This window comes from Paractinoplanes globisporus DSM 43857 (genome assembly GCF_000379645.1).
Lineage (GTDB): Bacteria > Actinomycetota > Actinomycetes > Mycobacteriales > Micromonosporaceae > Actinoplanes > Actinoplanes globisporus.
In genome coordinates this window covers 57,612-74,225 of the sequence record NZ_KB903302.1, presented here as the reverse complement: position 1 = coordinate 74,225, position 16,614 = coordinate 57,612, and the positions used below count along the sequence as shown (strand labels likewise).

Annotated in this window: 14 protein-coding genes; 9 read left to right on the top strand and 5 right to left on the bottom strand. The window is 72.1% G+C overall.

Annotated elements, in window-relative coordinates:
• Positions 1–20: 20 nt before the first annotated feature.
• Positions 21–338: a hypothetical protein gene (locus A3CQ_RS0116640; RefSeq protein WP_020512075.1), complete on the bottom strand. Its 318-nt coding sequence runs from the start codon at positions 336–338 to the stop codon at positions 21–23.
• 164 nt (positions 339–502) lie between these two features.
• Here A3CQ_RS0116640 and lpdA point away from each other — a divergent pair, with 164 nt between their 5' ends.
• From lpdA to A3CQ_RS0116610, 6 genes are all read left to right on the top strand, one after another.
• Positions 503–1,894: a dihydrolipoyl dehydrogenase gene (lpdA, locus tag A3CQ_RS0116635; RefSeq protein WP_020512074.1), complete on the top strand. Its 1,392-nt coding sequence runs from the start codon at positions 503–505 to the stop codon at positions 1,892–1,894.
• A gap of 41 nt (positions 1,895–1,935) precedes the next feature.
• Positions 1,936–3,843, top strand: coding sequence for a 2-oxoglutarate dehydrogenase, E2 component, dihydrolipoamide succinyltransferase (sucB, locus tag A3CQ_RS0116630; protein WP_020512073.1), 1,908 nt, complete (start codon positions 1,936–1,938; stop codon positions 3,841–3,843).
• Positions 3,844–4,057: 214 nt separating this feature from the next.
• Positions 4,058–4,963: a TIGR01777 family oxidoreductase gene (locus A3CQ_RS0116625; protein WP_020512072.1), complete on the top strand. Its 906-nt coding sequence runs from the start codon at positions 4,058–4,060 to the stop codon at positions 4,961–4,963.
• Positions 4,964–4,995: 32 nt separating this feature from the next.
• Positions 4,996–6,858, top strand: coding sequence for a DUF6311 domain-containing protein (locus A3CQ_RS0116620; RefSeq protein WP_026205771.1), 1,863 nt, complete (start codon positions 4,996–4,998; stop codon positions 6,856–6,858).
• A gap of 20 nt (positions 6,859–6,878) precedes the next feature.
• Positions 6,879–7,508: a lipoyl(octanoyl) transferase LipB gene (lipB, locus tag A3CQ_RS0116615; RefSeq protein ID WP_020512070.1), complete on the top strand. Its 630-nt coding sequence runs from the start codon at positions 6,879–6,881 to the stop codon at positions 7,506–7,508.
• On the top strand, positions 7,508–7,672 hold the full coding sequence (locus tag A3CQ_RS0116610; RefSeq protein WP_020512069.1) for a hypothetical protein: 165 nt from the start codon (positions 7,508–7,510) through the stop codon (positions 7,670–7,672). Before lipB ends, A3CQ_RS0116610 begins: the two co-directional genes overlap by 1 nt.
• On the opposite strand, the gene A3CQ_RS0116605 is transcribed toward A3CQ_RS0116610, so the two are convergent.
• The gene (locus A3CQ_RS0116605; RefSeq protein WP_157295978.1) at positions 7,662–8,834 is read right to left on the bottom strand and encodes an outer membrane protein assembly factor BamB family protein; all 1,173 of its coding nucleotides are present in this window, start codon (positions 8,832–8,834) and stop codon (positions 7,662–7,664) included. The two genes, A3CQ_RS0116610 and A3CQ_RS0116605, sit on opposite strands and share 11 nt — an antisense overlap.
• Positions 8,835–8,885: 51 nt before the next feature.
• On the bottom strand, positions 8,886–10,151 hold the full coding sequence (gene aspS / locus A3CQ_RS0116600; RefSeq protein ID WP_020512067.1) for an aspartate--tRNA(Asn) ligase: 1,266 nt from the start codon (positions 10,149–10,151) through the stop codon (positions 8,886–8,888).
• Positions 10,152–10,539: 388 nt separating this feature from the next.
• On the opposite strand from aspS, the gene lipA reads away from it, so the two are divergent.
• Both lipA and A3CQ_RS0116590 read left to right on the top strand, forming a co-directional pair.
• Complete coding sequence (lipA, locus tag A3CQ_RS0116595) at positions 10,540–11,436, top strand: lipoyl synthase (RefSeq protein WP_020512066.1); 897 nt, start codon at positions 10,540–10,542, stop codon at positions 11,434–11,436.
• A gap of 184 nt (positions 11,437–11,620) precedes the next feature.
• Positions 11,621–12,592 (top strand): hypothetical protein, encoded by a 972-nt coding sequence (locus A3CQ_RS0116590; RefSeq protein ID WP_020512065.1) that lies wholly within the window; start codon positions 11,621–11,623, stop codon positions 12,590–12,592.
• A gap of 65 nt (positions 12,593–12,657) precedes the next feature.
• Here the strand turns inward: A3CQ_RS0116590 and A3CQ_RS0116585 are convergent, their stop codons facing one another.
• A complete protein-coding gene (locus A3CQ_RS0116585) occupies positions 12,658–15,513 on the bottom strand; it encodes a helix-turn-helix transcriptional regulator (protein WP_245577249.1) in 2,856 nt (951 codons plus the stop codon).
• 53 nt (positions 15,514–15,566) lie between these two features.
• Positions 15,567–15,749, bottom strand: a complete 183-nt coding sequence (locus A3CQ_RS0116580; RefSeq protein WP_020512063.1) for a hypothetical protein — start codon at positions 15,747–15,749, stop codon at positions 15,567–15,569.
• 171 nt (positions 15,750–15,920) lie between these two features.
• Between A3CQ_RS0116580 and A3CQ_RS0116575 the strand changes: the two genes are divergently transcribed.
• Entirely contained in the window at positions 15,921–16,613 is a 693-nt protein-coding gene (locus A3CQ_RS0116575; RefSeq protein WP_026205769.1) for a DUF4191 domain-containing protein, read from the top strand.
• Position 16,614: the final 1 nt, after the last annotated feature.

The window sequence follows — 16,614 nt, the reverse complement described above, 5'->3', positions numbered from 1 at the left end:
AGCCAGCCAGCTCAGCCAGCTCAGCTCTGCCTCTTCTGCCGGGCGTTGTAGTCGCGCATCCGTTGTGGGTAGCCGAGGAGGCGTACGTCGTAGATCGGGACGGACAGACCCTGCGCCCAGCGCCGGGCGATCTCGGGCGACTCGATGCGCCGCCGGGTCCACTCGCCGTCGTGTGCCACGAGCAACACCGTGGTCTCGGTCACGGTCGTACGCGGCTCGATGAATGCCTCGACCCCGCGGCGGGAGCGGACGAACTCCGCAAGGTACTCAAGATCGGCACGATCGACCGGCCGACCCGCCACCCGCTGCGGCGTGGAACGCCGTCGAAACCAGGCCACTGCCCGCTCCTCACGCTCAATTCTCGCAAGGGTACGACGGGCGGGCACGCCGGTGCCGACCTGGCTGCATCGACGGGTTCCATAAGTGACAAGATGGCGTGGACATACTGTGACCGTTTCCATTGTGTGACCCACATGGCAACGATGCGACCACTGGAGTCAACGTGAGCCAGCCGAACGGCGGAACCTTCGACATCGTCATCCTCGGTGCCGGCAGCGGTGGGTATGCGGCCGCCCTGCGCGCCGCCGAGCTCGACCTCTCCGTAGCGCTGATCGACAAGGCTGAGCTGGGCGGCACGTGCCTGCACCGCGGCTGCATCCCGACGAAGGCGCTGCTGCACGCGGCCGAGGTCGCCGAGCAGACCCGCGAGGCCGAGCAGTTCGGCATCAAGGCCGAGCTGCTCTCGATCGACATGGCCGGGGTGAACGCGTACAAGGACGGTGTCGTCGCCCGCCTGTACAAGGGCCTGACCGGCCTGCTCACGCACAACAAGAACATCACCGTGGTCGCCGGCGAGGGCAAGCTCGTCGGCAAGGACACGGTCGAGGTGGCCGGCCAGCGGTACACCGGCCGCAACGTCATCCTGGCCAGCGGCTCCTACTCGCGCTCCCTGCCCGGCCTCGAGGTCGACGGCAAGCGGGTCATCACCAGCGAGCACGCGCTCCGGCTCGACCGTGTGCCGGCCTCCGCGATCGTGCTCGGCGGCGGCGTGATCGGCGTCGAGTTCGCCAGCGTCTGGAAGTCCTTCGGCGCCGACGTCACCATCCTCGAGGCCCTGCCCCGGCTGGTCGCCGCCGAGGACGAGGAGATCTCGAAGCAGCTCGAGCGCCACTTCCGCAAGCGGAAGATCAACTTCAAGGTCGGCAAGCCGTTCGAGAAGGTGGAGTACACCGACAACGGCGTGCGCGCGACCATCCAGGGCGGCGAGACGGTCGAGGCCGAGGTGCTGCTGGTCGCGGTCGGCCGCGGCCCGACGACCGCCGGTCTCGGCTACGAGCAGCAGGGCATCACGCTCGACCGCGGCTTCGTGATCACCAACGAGCGGCTGCACACCGGCGTCGGCAACATCTACGCCGTCGGCGACATCGTTCCCGGACTGCAGCTCGCGCACCGCGGCTTCGCCCAGGGCATCTTCGTGGCCGAGGAGATCGCGGGCCTGCGCCCGGCGCCCATCGACGAGGCCGGCATCCCGCGGGTCACCTACTGTGACCCCGAGATCGCCTCGATGGGCCTGACCGAGGGCCGGGCGAAGGAGAAGTACGGCGACGACAAGATCTCGACGTACAACTACAACCTCGGCGGCAACGGCAAGAGCCAGATCCTCAAGACCCAGGGCTTCGTGAAGCTGGTACGGCTCAACGACGGCCCCGTCCTCGGCGTGCACATGATCGGCGCGCGGATGAGCGAGCAGGTCGGCGAGGCCCAGCTCATCTACAACTGGGAGGCCTTCCCCGAGGAGGTCGCCCAGCTGGTGCACGCCCACCCCACGCAGAACGAGGCGCTGGGCGAGGCGTTCCTCGCGCTCGCCGGCAAGCCCCTGCACGCGCACAGCTGATCTGATCATCGAAGACGTAGCGGTTAGAAGGAGTTCTGAGAATGCCGGTATCGGTCACCATGCCGCGGCTGGGCGAGAGCGTCACCGAGGGCACCGTCACTCGCTGGCTGAAGCAGGAGGGCGAGCGGGTTGAGGCCGACGAGCCGCTGCTCGAGGTCTCCACCGACAAGGTCGACACGGAGATCCCGTCGCCGGCCGCGGGCGTGCTCACCCGCATCGTGGTCGGCGAGGACGAGACGGCCGACGTCGGCAGCGAGCTCGCGGTCATCTCGGGCGACGGCGAGGACGCCGGCGCGGCCGCGCCCGCTCCGGCCGCCGCCGCGCAGGCCGACGAGCCGCAGGCCCAGGCCCAGGCCCAGGTCGAGCCCGAACCGGCCGCGCCCTCCACGCCGTCGACCGAGAAGCCGGTCGAGGCCGAGGCGCCCGCGCCGCAGGCCGCCGCGCCGGCCCAGGGCGGCCAGGGCACCGACGTGAAGATGCCGGCGCTCGGCGAGAGCGTCACCGAGGGCACCGTCACCCGGTGGCTCAAGCAGGTCGGCGAGACGATCGAGGCCGACGAGCCGCTGCTCGAGGTCTCCACCGACAAGGTCGACACCGAGATCCCGTCGCCGGTCGCCGGCACGCTGCTGGAGATCAAGGTCGCGGAGGACGAGACCGCCGATGTCGGCGCCGTGCTCGCCGTGATCGGCACGCCGGGCGGCGCCCCGGCTGCTGCCCCGGCCCCGGCTGCCACTCCGGCTCCGGCCGCGCCGGCCCCGCAGGCCCCCGCGCCGCAGCAGGCCGCCGCCCCGCAGCAGGAGGCGGCGCCCGCGCCGCAGCCGCGCATCGAGTCGGCGCCCGCGCCGTCCTTCGCGCCCGGCGACTCCTACGCCGAGCCGTCGGCCGACGCCGAGGTGGCGTCCGACCCGTCGGCCGCCGAGCGCAACGCCGAACCCCCGGCCGCGGGCACCACGCCGACCCGCGAGGCCACCAAGGCCAACGGCGCCGGCGACGCCGGTTACCTGACCCCGCTGGTCCGCAAGCTGGCCGCCGAGCGGGGGGTCGACCTGTCCTCCCTCACCGGCACCGGTGTCGGCGGGCGCATCCGCAAGCAGGACGTCATCGACGCGGCCGAGGCCGCCGAGAAGGCCAAGGCCGCCCCGGCCCCCGCCGCGGCTCCGGCCGCCGCCGCCCCGGCCGCCTCCGCCCCCTCCGGGGCTCCCGTCGCCAAGCCGGCCCCGAGCCCGCTGCGCGGCCGCACCGAGAAGCTGACCCGCATGCGCCAGACGATCGCCCGGCGCATGGTCGAGTCGCTGCAGGTCTCGGCGCAGCTCACGACGGTGGTCGAGGTCGACGTCACCCGGATCGCCCAGCTGCGGACCAGGGCGAAGGCCGACTTCCAGGCCAAGCACGGCGTCAAGCTGACCTTCATGCCGTTCTTCGCCCTGGCCGCGGTCGAGGCGCTGCAGCAGCACCCGGTGGTCAACTCGTCGATCGACACCGAGGCCGGCACCGTCACGTACCACGACGGCGAGCACCTGGGCATCGCGGTCGACACGCCGCGCGGCCTGATCGTCCCCGTGATCCGCGACGCCGGCGACCTCAACCTGGCCGGCCTGTCCAAGCGGATCGCCGACGTGGCCGACCGCACCCGGAACAACAAGATCGGCCCGGACGAGCTGTCCGGCGGCACCTTCACGCTGACCAACACGGGCAGCCGGGGCGCGCTGTTCGACACGCCGATCATCAACCAGCCGCAGGTCGGCATCCTCGGCACCGGCGCGGTGGTCAAGCGGGCCGTGGTCGTGGAAGACCCCAACCTGGGCGAGCTCATCGTGCCCCGCTCGATGATCTACCTGGCGCTCAGCTACGACCACCGGATCGTGGACGGCGCCGACGCGGCCCGGTTCCTGGTGACCCTGAAGGAGCGCCTCGAGGGCGGCCACTTCGAGGCCGAGCTCGGCCTGTAACACCCGCTCGCAGAGGGGGCGTCCCGGAGTGATCCGGGGCGCTCCGCGATCGCCCCGCTGATGAGGAGGCAGTCGGTTTTTCGACGCCGCGGGGTTTGCGGTGCCGGAAAATCGCCTGCCTCCTCATCAGCCCCGGAGGGGCGATCGCCCGCGGAGCGAAGCGGAGCCAGCCAGCTCAGTTTTGAACCTGTTCGAATGCGGGCATCATGGTGCCATGCGGATTCTGATGGCCGGGGCCTCCGGCTTCCTTGGGACGCGGCTGGGCGACCGGCTCACCGAGGCCGGTCATGAGATCACCCGGCTCGTCCGGAAACCGGTCGCCGGGCCGGGCGAGTCGTCCTGGCGGCCGTCCCAGGGCCAGATCGACCCGGCCGCGGTCGCCGCGGCCGACGTGGTGGTCAACCTGTCCGGCGCGAACGTGGGGACACACCGCTGGACCAAGCGCTACCGGGGCGAGCTGCGCTCGAGCCGGGTCGACACCAGCGGCACCCTCGCCCGCGCCATCAAGCAGCTGCCCGCCGCCGATCGCCCGGGCCTGATGCTGCAGGCCTCCGGCGTGGGCCGCTACGGCGACACCGGCGACCGGCCCGCCACCGAGGAGGCGCCGGCCGGCAACACGTTCCTGGCCGACCTGTGCCGGGTCTGGGAGGCCGCGGCCCGCCCGGCCGAGGATGCCGGCACCCGGGTCGTGCTGCTGCGTACCGCTCCCCTGCTCGACGGGAGCGGGGGCATGCTCAAGCCGCTCATGATCCCGTTCAAGCTTGGCGCGGGCGCCAAGCTCGGCGCCGGCCGGCAGTGGATGGCCTGGATGGCGCTGGCCGACTGGCTCGGCGCGGCCGAGTTCCTGCTCGACCGGGAGGACATCGCCGGCCCGGTCAACATGGTCAGCCCAGTGCAGTGCACGAACGCCGAGTTCACCAGGGCGCTCGCCCGGGCCGTGCACCGGCCGGCCGTGCTGAGCGTGCCGGGCTTCGCGCTCGACCTGGCGCTCGGCGGGCTGGCCGAGGAGCTTCAGATCAGCCAGCGCGTCGTCCCCGCCGTACTGGAAAAGGCCGGTTTTCACTGGGCCTATCCGGATATTGACGCGGCGGTTCGAGTCGCAGTCGATACTTCTCACTAAGCGAGCCAGGTTCGCTTGCTAACCTGCCGCTGATGTCCGTCGCCGCTCCCGCCACCGAATCCGCCGAGGACCGTCCGGCCCCGCCCGTCGAAGCGACGACGGCCCGCCGCCGACGGTCCCATTTGATCGTGGCCGCCGTGGCGCTCGGCCTCGCCGCCTACCTCACCCACGGCCTGTGGGCGCAGCCGTACACGCACGTGATCGCCGGCAATGTCGGCGACCAGGCGTTCTTCGAGTGGGTGCTGTCGTACGGCGTGCACATCCTGCGCGACGGCGGCGATCCGTTCTTCACGACGGTCATGAACACCCCGGCCGGGGTCAACCTCGCGGCGAACACCTCGATCACCGTGTACGCGGTTCTGTTCGCCCCGGTCACGATCCTGGCCGGCCCGCAGGTCAGCTTCGTGGCCGTGCTGACGCTGAACCTGGCCGGCTCCGCCTTCGCGTGGTACCTGTTCCTCGATCGCTGGGTGACCCGCAACCGGATCTCGGCCGCGATCGGCGGGCTGTTCTGCGGGTTCGCGCCCGGCTTCGTCTCGCACGCCAACGGCCACCTCAACTGGACCGCCGGCTGGATCGCGCCGCTCGTGCTCTGGTGGCTGTTCAAGCTGCGGGAGGAGGGACGCTGGCTGCGCAACGGCGCGATCCTCGGCGCGATCCTCGGCGCCTGCTTCACCATCGCGGCCGAGGGGCTGTTCTTCACCGCGCTGGCCGGCGGTGTCTTCGTCGTCGTCTGGTCGCTCGCGGCCGTCACCCGGCCCGAGGCACGGCGGGCGCTGCCGACGGTGCTGGCCGGGCTCGGGGTGACCGCGGTGGTGGCCGGCGCGCTGCTGGCGTACCCGCTGTACATGCATTTCGCCGGGCCGCAGACGTTCGCCGGCACCGGCTTCAACCAGCGGCACTACGCCGAGGACGTGGCGGCCTACTTCTCCTACTCCGACCGCACGCTGGCGGCGCTGGCCGGGGTCGGCAACAACCTCGCGGCCAACCCGACCGAGCAGACCTCGTTCTTCGGCCTGCCGCTGATGCTGCTGATCATCGTGGCGTTCGTGCTGCTCTGGCGCCGGGCCGACCCCGGGCGCCGGGCGACGCTGCGGGCCCTGGCGATCACCGGCGGCCTGTTCATGCTGCTGTCGTTCGGGCCGCGGCTGCGGTTCAACGGGAACGAGACCGACATCCCGCTGCCGTACGCGCTGCTCCAGCGCCTGCCGCTGTTCGACTCGGCGCTGCCGCTGCGGCTGGCGCTCGTGCTCGTCGGCGTCTTCGGCGTGGTCCTCGCGTTCGCCGCCGACCTGCTGCTCGACCGCGAGGAGGTGCCGCACCCGGGGCACGCCCCGTTCGCGGCCGCGTTCGCCTTCGCCCTGATCCCGATCTTCCCGCTGCCGCTGCTGTGGGCCGAGCGCGCGCCCGAGCCGAAGTTCATCGCCGACGGCACCTGGGAGAAGTTCGTTCCCGACGGCGGGACGATCAGCGCGCTGCCGTTCGCCGCCAACGTCGCCGCCGACGGGCAGCGCTGGCAGGCGTACACGATGGCTCGTGGGGGTAAGCAGTTCCGGATCCCGGATGGGTACTTCCTCGGTCCCGAGGCCGGCGGAGCGGACGAGAAGGGCCGCATCGGCGCGCCCGCGCACCGCACCGACTGGCTGTTCCTGCGGGCGGCGCTGTACGGCTATGTCCCGGAGATCGACAACTGGGACCGCGCGCAGGCCCGGGCCGACTTCCAGTACTGGGGCATCGAGGCCGTCTTCCTGCCCGACGAGATCACCGGGTCGGAGAGCATCCTGTTCCGCTCGGCAGTCGAGATCAGCGCGACCCAGCTGCTCGGGCCGCCCGAGCGCGTCGACGACGTACTGGTGTGGCGCATCAGGCCCGGTGTGGATCCCATCGATCGCTGAGCCAGGGTTATCTTGGGGGCGTGACAACCTCCACGCTCACCGTGCTGCGTCCCGGCCTGGTCGACTACCGTCAGGCCTGGGCCGAGCAGCGCCGCCTGCACGACGCCGTGGTGGCGGGCGACCAGCCCGACACCATCCTGCTGCTGGAGCACCCCAGCGTCTTCACCGCGGGCAAGCGCACCGAGCCCGCCGACCGCCCGGTCGACGGCACCCCCGTCGTCGACGTCGACCGCGGCGGCAAGATCACCTGGCACGGCCCGGGCCAGCTGGTCGGGTACCCGATCCTCCGCCTGGCCGACCCCGTCGACGTGGTGGCCTACGTGCGCCGCGTCGAGCAGCTGCTGATCGACGTGTGCGCCGAGTTCGGCGTCGCCACCGACCGGGTCGAGGGGCGCAGCGGCGCCTGGGTGCTGGCCGACGACCGCGGCCCCGACCGCAAGATCGCGGCGATCGGCATCCGGGTCGCGCGCGGCGTCACCCAGCACGGGTTCGCGCTCAACTGCGACTGCGACCTTTCGGCGTACGACCGATTCGTGCCCTGTGGCATCCGCGACGCGGGCGTGACCTCGCTGAGCGCCGAGCTCGGCCGGCCGGTCACGGTGACCGAGGTCCTCCCGGTCGTCGAGCGACACCTGCCCACGCTGTTCTGATGGCCCTCTACCGCGATCCGCGCGACCGCCGGGTCTTCGTGCCCAAGCCGGGCGGCGGGCTGGCGCTGAACTTCGGCCACCCCGTCGCCTGGGTCATCCTGGTCTGCACGACGATCATCCCGCTGGTGATCGTCGCGGCCGTGACGATCGCGGTCATCGCCTGATCCGCCACACCGTCAGCATGTTTCCCCCGGTCGGGCAGGCAAGATACTGCCCGGCCGTCGCGCACGACGCCGGGGAGACCAGCGGCAGCTCCCCGATCACGTGGCCGTCGCCGAGCCGGGCCGCCCAGCTGCGGTCCCCGTCGAAGCGCAGCAGCAGGTCGCCGGCCGGCCCGCCCCGGCCGAGATCCTCGACGACCCGTCCGGTCGCCAGGTCGAGCCGCTGCGCGCGGCCGTCGCCGGTCACGCCGATGTCGCTGGTGATCGACCGCCACGCCCGGCTGGTCCAGCGCACCTTGCCGGTCGCCGGGTCGGCCGCGGTGACGCCCCCGTTGCCGGTCGCACAGATCAGGGCCCCGCACCCGGCGATCCAGATCGGCAGGGCGACCGGGGTCCGCCAGAGCGGCTTCAGATCCGGCAGGCGATGGGCGGCCAGGAACGTCGACGTCCACCAGTAGAGGGTGTTCCCGAGCACCAGCCGGCCGCCGTAGCCGTCACCGAAGTCGGCCAGGTCGAGGGACCGCCCCGGGTTGAGGACCCGCCCGTCGGCGGAGGCGAAGACGGAGCTGGTGCCGAATTCGTCGATCGCGACCACGAGGCGCTTGTCGCCGACGAGAGCGGTCGCTCCGGTCAGCCGCTGCCAGAGCGTGCGCCCGGTGGCGACGTCGGCCATCCGGAGCCGGCCCGTCTCCTGACCGTCGATCCAGGTCCAGACCGCCACCCGGTCGCCGAGGACGCGGACGATCGCGTTCTCCGGCGGCCGCCACCGCACCCGGCCGGTGCGGGCGTCGACGAAGGCGGCCTCGCCCTCCTCCGGAGGCACCACCGCGATCGTGGAACCGTCCGCACTCAACTCGAGCGTGGGCTCGACGGCAGCCACCGTCGCCGACCAGCGGGGGCCGCCGGCCGCCAGCGGGATCGCCTCGACGTCGGCGCCCTCCGCGCGCAGCCGAACGGTGTAGAGCGCGGACGGCGTCAGCAGGCGTTCGGAGACATCCAGGCCATCGGTTTCGGCCACCTTGATCACGCCGTCGGCCGGCGCCGGGCTTGTTGCGCCGCCCATGATCAACAGGAGCGCCGCGACCATGACGGCCTTGAGCGGTGGCCCCGGGTCGCGGCGGACCCGGGGCCGAGAGCGCGGAACAACATCGAGGTCGATCAGCACGACCACATTGGATCCCGGCCGTCGTCAAAGCCCGGTGAAGCGGCCCACGTCCTACGGCGCGATCCGGTGCAGGTCGCGCGGAAACGCCGTCACCTCGCGCACGTTGGCCACCCCGAGCAGCCGGGCGACCAGGCGTTCGAGGCCGATCGCCCAGCCGCCGTGTGGCGGCATACCCAAGCGAAAACCTTCGAGATAGCCCGCGTACGGCTCGAGCGACTCACCCGCGGCGGTCAGGGCGGCCACGTAGTCCTCGTAGCGGTGCAGCCGCTGTCCGCCGGTCACGATCTCGAGACCGCGGAAGAGCAGGTCAAAGCCGTTCGAGTACGCCGGGTCGGCCGGGTCGGGATGCGTGTAGAACGGCCGCTTGCGCATCGGGTACCCGGTCACGTAGACGAACTCGGAGTCGTGCTCGCGCCGGGCCCACTCGCCGAGCGCCCGCTCGTAGGCCGGGGTCATGTCGCCCTCGCCGGCCGGAGCGCCGACGATCCGCAGCGCCTCGGCGAACGGCACGGCCGGGATCTCCGCCGGCACCTTCGGGGTCGCCGCGCCGGTACGGTCGGCGATGGTCGCCATCATCACGCTCAGTGTGCCGGTGAGGGCGGCCATCACGTCGCGATGGTCGGTGACGAAGCCCATCTCGGCGTCGAGCGACGTGTACTGGGCCAGGTGGCGGGCGGTGTCGCTGGGCTCGGCCCGGAACACCGGGCCGACCTCGAAGACCCGCTCGAAGACGCCGACCATCAGCTGCTTGTAGAACTGCGGCGACTGCGCCAGGTAGCCGGGCCGTCCGAAGTAGTCGACCTCGAACACGTCGGCGCCCGACTCGGTGGACGATCCGACGATCTTCGGCGTGTGGATCTCGACGAATCGCTGCTCGGTCAGCGCCGCGCGGAATCCGGCGGTCGCCGCCGCGGCGACCCTCAGCGCTCGCCGTCGCGCCGGATGGCGCAGCGCCAGCGCGGCGTGGTCGAGCTGGGTGGGCAGGCTCGCGCTCAGCGTGGGCCGATGCAGTTCCAGTGGCAGCCGTACGTCCACGCGCGACAGCACCCGGATGACCGGGGAGGTCAGCTCGATTCCGCCCGGCGCCTGCTCGTTGGGGGTGACCGTGGCGACGACCTCGATCACGCTCTCCTCGCCGAGCGCCTCGAGCCGCGCCCGGGTCTCCGGCTCCTCGACGACGACCTGGCTGAGGCCCTCGGCGTCGCGGACGATCAGGAAGGCCACCGATTTCAGCATTCGCGTGCGGTGGATCCAGCCGGCGATGGTCACGGTCTCGTGCACATGAGCGCCCAGCTGGGTGGAGAGGATGCGTTGCATGGGTGGACCTCCTCTGGTGTCTGCAACGCGGCCCCAGGGAGGTGTGGGCGAGCGGGATCCTCGCGGTGCCACCACACCTTCGCGCCGGTCGCATGGCTTCCGGCGCCTCTTGGTCGTGCTCGGCTCAGGAGTGTCTTCACGCCCCGGCGCACGGGCCGCCATCACAGCTACGGCGGCTCTCTCGGCCGGCGATCGGGGCGGTACTCGGTTCCCTCACAGCCGTCCGTGGCACGTTAACGGCAGGCGACCAGCAGGGAAAGCGATTTACCACGATGTGAGGTGATGGCGGTCACATCAGCGGCCACGTGAGCCTCGTCGCCCCTGTCTAGGCAGGAACCTATTCAGGCGTAATCTCGGGGCTGTGACTATTGCTCCCGAGGGCCGCCGCATGCTGCGCATCGAGGCGCGCAACGCCGAAACTCCCATCGAGCGGAAGCCTCCGTGGATCAAGGTCAAGGCCAAGATGGGCCCGGAGTACACACAGATGCGCGGCCTGGTGCAAAAGGAAGGCCTGCACACGGTCTGTCAGGAAGCGGGCTGTCCCAACATCTACGAGTGCTGGGAGGATCGCGAGGCGACCTTCCTGATCGGCGGCGACCAGTGCACCCGCCGGTGCGACTTCTGCCAGATCGACACCGGTAAGCCGGCCGAGTTCGACGCCGACGAGCCGCGCCGGGTCGGCGAGTCCGTCGCCACCATGGGCCTGCGGTACGCGACCGTCACCGGCGTGGCCCGCGACGACCTCCCCGACGGCGGCGCCTGGCTGTACGCGGAGACCGTCCGCCAGATCCACAAGCTCCAGCCCGGCTGCGGCGTCGAGCTGCTGATCCCCGACTTCAACGCCGACCCGGCCCAGCTCGCCGAGGTCTTCGGCAGCGCGCCCGAGGTCCTGGCGCACAACGTCGAGACGGTCCCGCGCATCTTCAAGCGCATCCGTCCCGGGTTCCGCTACGAGCGCTCGCTCGACGTGATCACCCAGGCCCGCGCGGCCGGCCTGGTCACCAAGAGCAACCTGATCCTCGGCATGGGCGAGGAGCGGGCCGAGGTCTCCCAGGCGCTGCGTGACCTGCACGCGGCCGGGTGCGAGCTGGTGACCATCACGCAGTACCTCCGCCCCACCCCGCGCCACCACCCCGTGGAGCGCTGGGTCAAGCCGGAGGAGTTCGTCGAGCTGCGCGAGGAAGCCGAGCAGATCGGTTTCGCCGGGGTGATGAGCGGGCCGCTGGTCCGGTCCTCCTACCGCGCCGGCCGCCTCTACCGTCAGGCTCTCGACGCCCGCGGGTGACCATCCCCACGGCCGATCCGGACTTATCGTCTTTGTCGCTTTTATGCGACGAGCTAAGCTTGCCCGGAAACCTGTTTGTCAGGGGAGACGCAGACCCGGGCCGAGCTTCACTCGGTCACCGTTCGACGGCCCGGTGAGTCAGTGGTGAGACCGCCCCCACCCATTCGATGTGGGGGGCTCGCCCGTGCGCCGTTTGCTGCTGATCCTCGCCGGTGTGGCGTCCGTCCTCGGGTTGCTCGCGGCGCCCGCGGCGGCGGCCACGAAGAGCTGCGTCTACCGCCACTCCTTCAACGGCGCGGCCGGCACCCTGACGATCACCGCTTCCCAGCCGCTCTGCGTGGGCCAGTCGCGGACGGTCTCGCTGGTCTCCTACACCGCCGCCGGGGCGCCCGGCACCGCCGCCGGCCAGTTCATCTACGACGTCGCGTCCGGGAAGATCACCGCCGCCGACCGCAGCCTGACCCTCCGGGTGGCGGTGCCGTCCTGCCGTACCCAGGTCGACGCCTTCTTCGGCACCGCGGTCCAGACCGAGTTCACCAGCACCGCGACCCCGTACGGCGCGGCGATGCTGGGCAGTGCCGGTAGCCGCTCGGCCGGCGCCCTGGCCTGGTATGCCGGCGGTACGACGGCCTGCGCCGCCGCGTCCACGGTCACCTATGTCAACGCCTGCGACGGCACCTTCACCGCCACCCTGGCCAACGCCGCCGGCGCCAACACCTCGGCCGTCTTCCTCACCGGCGGCCGGCGGATACGCCTCTCCCCCGGCCGCTCCACCAGCATCAAGGTCGCCAAGGGCAACACCCTGACCGTCCGGGACAGCACCTTCACCACCCACGTGGCCACCTGGGGCACCCCGGCCACCGCCTGCACCGCTCCTACCACGCCCGTCGTCGCTACCGTCGCCCCCGCGGCGCCACTCCCCCTGGCCTCGACGACGCCGACCGCCTCCGCATCACCGAGCGCCTCGCCCAGCCCCACCTACGCCCAGGCGCCCGTCGTCTATCCCACGTTCCCCGACAGCAACGCCGCGACCGCCCTGGCCAAGACCGGCATGGGCCTCGGCAGCCTCCTCGCGATCGCCCTCGGCCTCCTGCTGATCGGCGGCGGGGTGGCCGCCATCACCTACCTGGTCCGCCTGAACCGAGGCCTGGCCTGACGCCGCCAGTGGCGGGCAATGGCGGGATTCGCCGCGGCTCACGCGGTGGCCACCCGCGCGCCCCCTCAGTCAGACAGCAGGCCCAGTCGGTGGGCGACCGCCGCCGCCTCTCCCCGATTGGCCACCTCGAGCTTCGCGATGATCCGCGAGACGTGCACACTGGCCGTCTTGGACGAGATGTACAGGCTCGCGGCGATCCGGCTGTTGCTGTACCCCTCGGCCACCAGCCGCAGCACCTCGCGCTCGCGGGCGGTCAGGATCTCGGTCCCCTGGGCGACCACCACGGCCGCTCCCGGGGCACGCAGCCCGAGCCGCCGGGCCAGCGTCTCGGCCGCCACGGCCAGCGGTCCCGCCCCGAGGTCGTCGGCGATGGCGTTGGCCTCGGTGAGCGTCTCGGCCGCCTGCCCGCGCGACGCGGCCTGCGCCTCGGCCAGCCCCAGCAGCGCCGCCGCCAGCTCGTACCGGCGGCCGTCGGCCCGCCACGCCCGCACCGCGGCCTGCCAGCGCTCCACCCCGCCCGACAGCCGCGCCGCGACCTCGGCCGCGTAGGCCAGTTCGGCCGGATATCGCCGCGGCAGCCGCTCGGCGACCTCGCCCACGGCGGCGGCCAGGTCTTCCGCGCCGGGCGCGGTCATCGCGGCCCGGGCCGCCGTCGCCAGCATCGGCCAGCTGTAGCGAGGCCGCTCGAAGACCGCGGGCTCCGCCACCGCCGCCCGCGCCACCTCGGCCGCCCCGATCGGATCGCCGGACTCGAGCGCCAGCAGAATCCGCAGTTCGAGCAGGTAGAGCCGGTTCTCCGCTTGGAGGTACGGCTTGCCGAGCCACATGGCGGCCCGGTTGACCAGGGTCTCGGCGCCGTCGACCCCGCGCACCAGCCGCAGCCAGGCCCGCAGCCGCAGCCACGGCAGTGCCAGCCGCCCGGGCGGATCGTGCCGCGCCGCCTCGGCCAGCCGGGCGTCCGCCTCGTCCCACCGGCCGAGCGCGATCAGCGCCTCGGCGAGGTTGGCCAGCAGGAACACCCCCGTGGTGCGGCTCACACCGACCCGGTCGGCGTCCGGCACCCCCTCGGCCGCGGCCTCCGCCGACTCCTCGTAGCGCGCGAGCTCGTACAGCGCGTCGGAGATGTTGACCAGCGAATGCGACAGGCTGGACAGGTCGCCGGCCGCCCGGGCCCGCTCGGCCGCCGCATAGACCGTGGGGAGCGCCTCGCCGGGCGGCATCCGGCCGGCGCATACCTCCCCGAACACCACCTCGGCGGCGACGACCGTGGCCAGGTCGCCCTCGGCGGCGGCGGCGTCCTTGGCCTCCCGCGCGATCTCGGTGGCCCGCTCGCCGTCGATGCCCGAGTAGACGTGCGCGACCTCGGCCAGCAACCGCACCCGGTCGGGCCCCTGCGACGCCATGCCGAGCAGGCGGTACGCCTCCTCGCACTGGGCGGCCCCGTCGCTCTTGCCCGCGTTGCGCAGCAGCTTGGCCCGGCGCAGCAGCATCCGGGCGGCGCGCAGCGGCTCCGCCTCGGCGTCCAGATCGCCGAGGGCGACCCGGGTCAGCGTGAGCGCGCGCATGTGGTCGCCGGCGTCGATGGCGACCATCGCCGCCTCCTCGAGCAGGTCGAGGTGGCCGATCCCGAGGAGGTTCGCGGCGTCGGGCACGTCCTCCCACAGCTCGATGACGCGGTCGAGGAGACGGGCCTGCTCCCCGTAGGCATAGCTGCGGCCGGCCTCGTCGGCCGCGCGTTTCGCCGAGACCAGGGCCCGTGCGTGATCGCGTGCCGCGTACCAGTGGTGGGCGATCTCGGCCGGAGCCCGGCCCGCCGAGACCAGCGACGGCTCGGACTCGACCGCCTCCGCGTAGCGCGCGTGCAGCCGCGCGTGCTCGCCCGGCAGCAGGTCGTCGTGCACCACCTCGCGCACCAGCGCGTGACGGAACTCGTAGCCGCCGTCGGGGTCGAAGACGATCAGCTGGGCCGCCACGATCGACCGCAGCGCCGACTCGAGGGCGCCCTCCTCCATCCCGGCGACCCGGAACAGCAGGGCGTGGCCGAACTGGGTGCCGCCGACCGCGGCCACCCGTAGCACCCGCTGGGCCGGCTCGGGCAGCAGGTCGACCCGGGACAGCAGCAGGTCACGGAGGCTGGTGGGGATGTCGCTGCAGGCGGGGTCGGCCGCGGCCGCGAACTGCTCGATGAAGAACGGGTTGCCCTGGGCGCGCTCGTTGACCGCGTCGACCGTGCTGGCCCGCGGCTCGACGCCCAGGATCTGGGTGAGCATCTCGGCGGTGCCCTCGCGGTCGAGCCGGTCGAGCTCGTGCCGCTGGACGCCGCGAACCCGGTCGAGCTCGGCCAGGAACGGGCGCAGCGGATGCCCGCGCTGCAGCTCGTCGGTGCGGTAGGTGCCGATGAGCAGCAGCTGCGGCACCCGGGCCGAGCGCACCAGGAAGCCGATGAGGTCGCGGGTCGACCGGTCGGCCCAGTGCAGGTCCTCGATGATCAGGACGACGGGCTGCTCGCCCCCGACTCGCTCGAGCAGAGCGCCGACCGATTCGAACAGGAGGCCACGCCGGGCGTCACCGGGCTCGGGCGGCGGGCCGAGCTCGGGCAGCAGGCGGGCGAACTCGCGCTCGCGCCCGTCGAGAATGCCGGTGCCCTCGGAGCGCACCAGCTCGCGCAGGGCGGCCGCGAACGGCGCGAAGGGCAGGCCCTCCTCGCCGAGCTCGAGACACTGGCCGGTGAGCACCCGCACCGGCTCGCCGGCGAGACCGCGGCGGAACTCCTCCACCAGCCGGGTCTTGCCCACCCCCGCCTCGCCGCCCACCAGGACGGTGGACGGCTCGGCGGAACGGGCCCGTTTCAGCGCATCGCGCAGCGCGGCCAGGTCGGCCTCCCGGCCGACCAGAACCTCGCTGTGCGCATGCGCTGTCATGAGGTCGAGCATGCCATGGGGGTACGACAAGAATCGCGTCCCTTTTTCGGCGCTCATGCGGTGGCGGCGACGTGACCGCGGCCACGCTCCTCCTTGCCCCGCCAGCGGCCGAACCGCCGGCGACGGTTGCCCGCGGCGGAGCGGGCGCGCTCGTGGTCGACGGCCTCGCGGATCATCTGGTCGACCTTCTGGCGGTGCAGCTCGAGCGTGGTGGTGGGGTCGCTGTAGGGAAACATGGTGTGTGCCTTTCGACGATGTCCTTCTCTGCTGACATCGACTCTTCGCCGGAAGGCACCCCCGCCACATGAGGCAGCCTCCTCATTTCCGCCCCCGTACCCTCCTTACCCGGACCTCCGGCAGGTGCCCGGGCCGCGTAAGGCACCGCAGCACCACTACACTTGTGGGTTATGGCAAACCCCCAGGAGAAGGTGTCGTTCGGCGCACGCCTGAAGCAGATCGGTCAGGTGTTCTCGTTCACGGCAAAGCAGGACAAGTGGTTCGTCCCGCTGCTGGTCGCCGCGGTTCTGATCCCGGTCGCGCTCACCGTGCTCGTCGTTCTCCTCACGGGTGGCTACATCTGGATCCCGGTCGGCTTCATGGTGACCTTGCTGGCCGCCGTGATCGTGCTCAACCTGCGCTCCAACGCCGCGATGATGAACGCGGCCGAGGGCCAGCCCGGCGCCGCCGCCTCCCTCATCGAGAACATGCGAGGCGACTGGCGCGTCCGCGCCGCCGCCAGCTCCACCACCAGCTTCGACATGGTGCACGTGGTGATCGGCCGCCCCGGCGTGATCCTGCTCGGCGAGGGTCAGCCGCAGCGCGTCCGCGGCCTGCTCGGCCAGGAGAAAAAGCGTCTCTCCAAGGTCATCGGCAACGCGCCGATCTACGACTGGATCATCGGCAACGACGAGGGCCAGCTCCCGATCCGGAAGATGCGCTCCACCCTGACGCGCCTTCCGCGAAATCTGACCGGTAAGGACGTCAACGCCCTCGACAAGCGCCTCGGCGCCCTGATGGCCCGCCCGCAGATGCCCAAGGGCGCGATCCCCAAGAACATGCGGCCCGCGAAAGGCGCGTTCCGCCAGCAGCGCCAACGCTGAA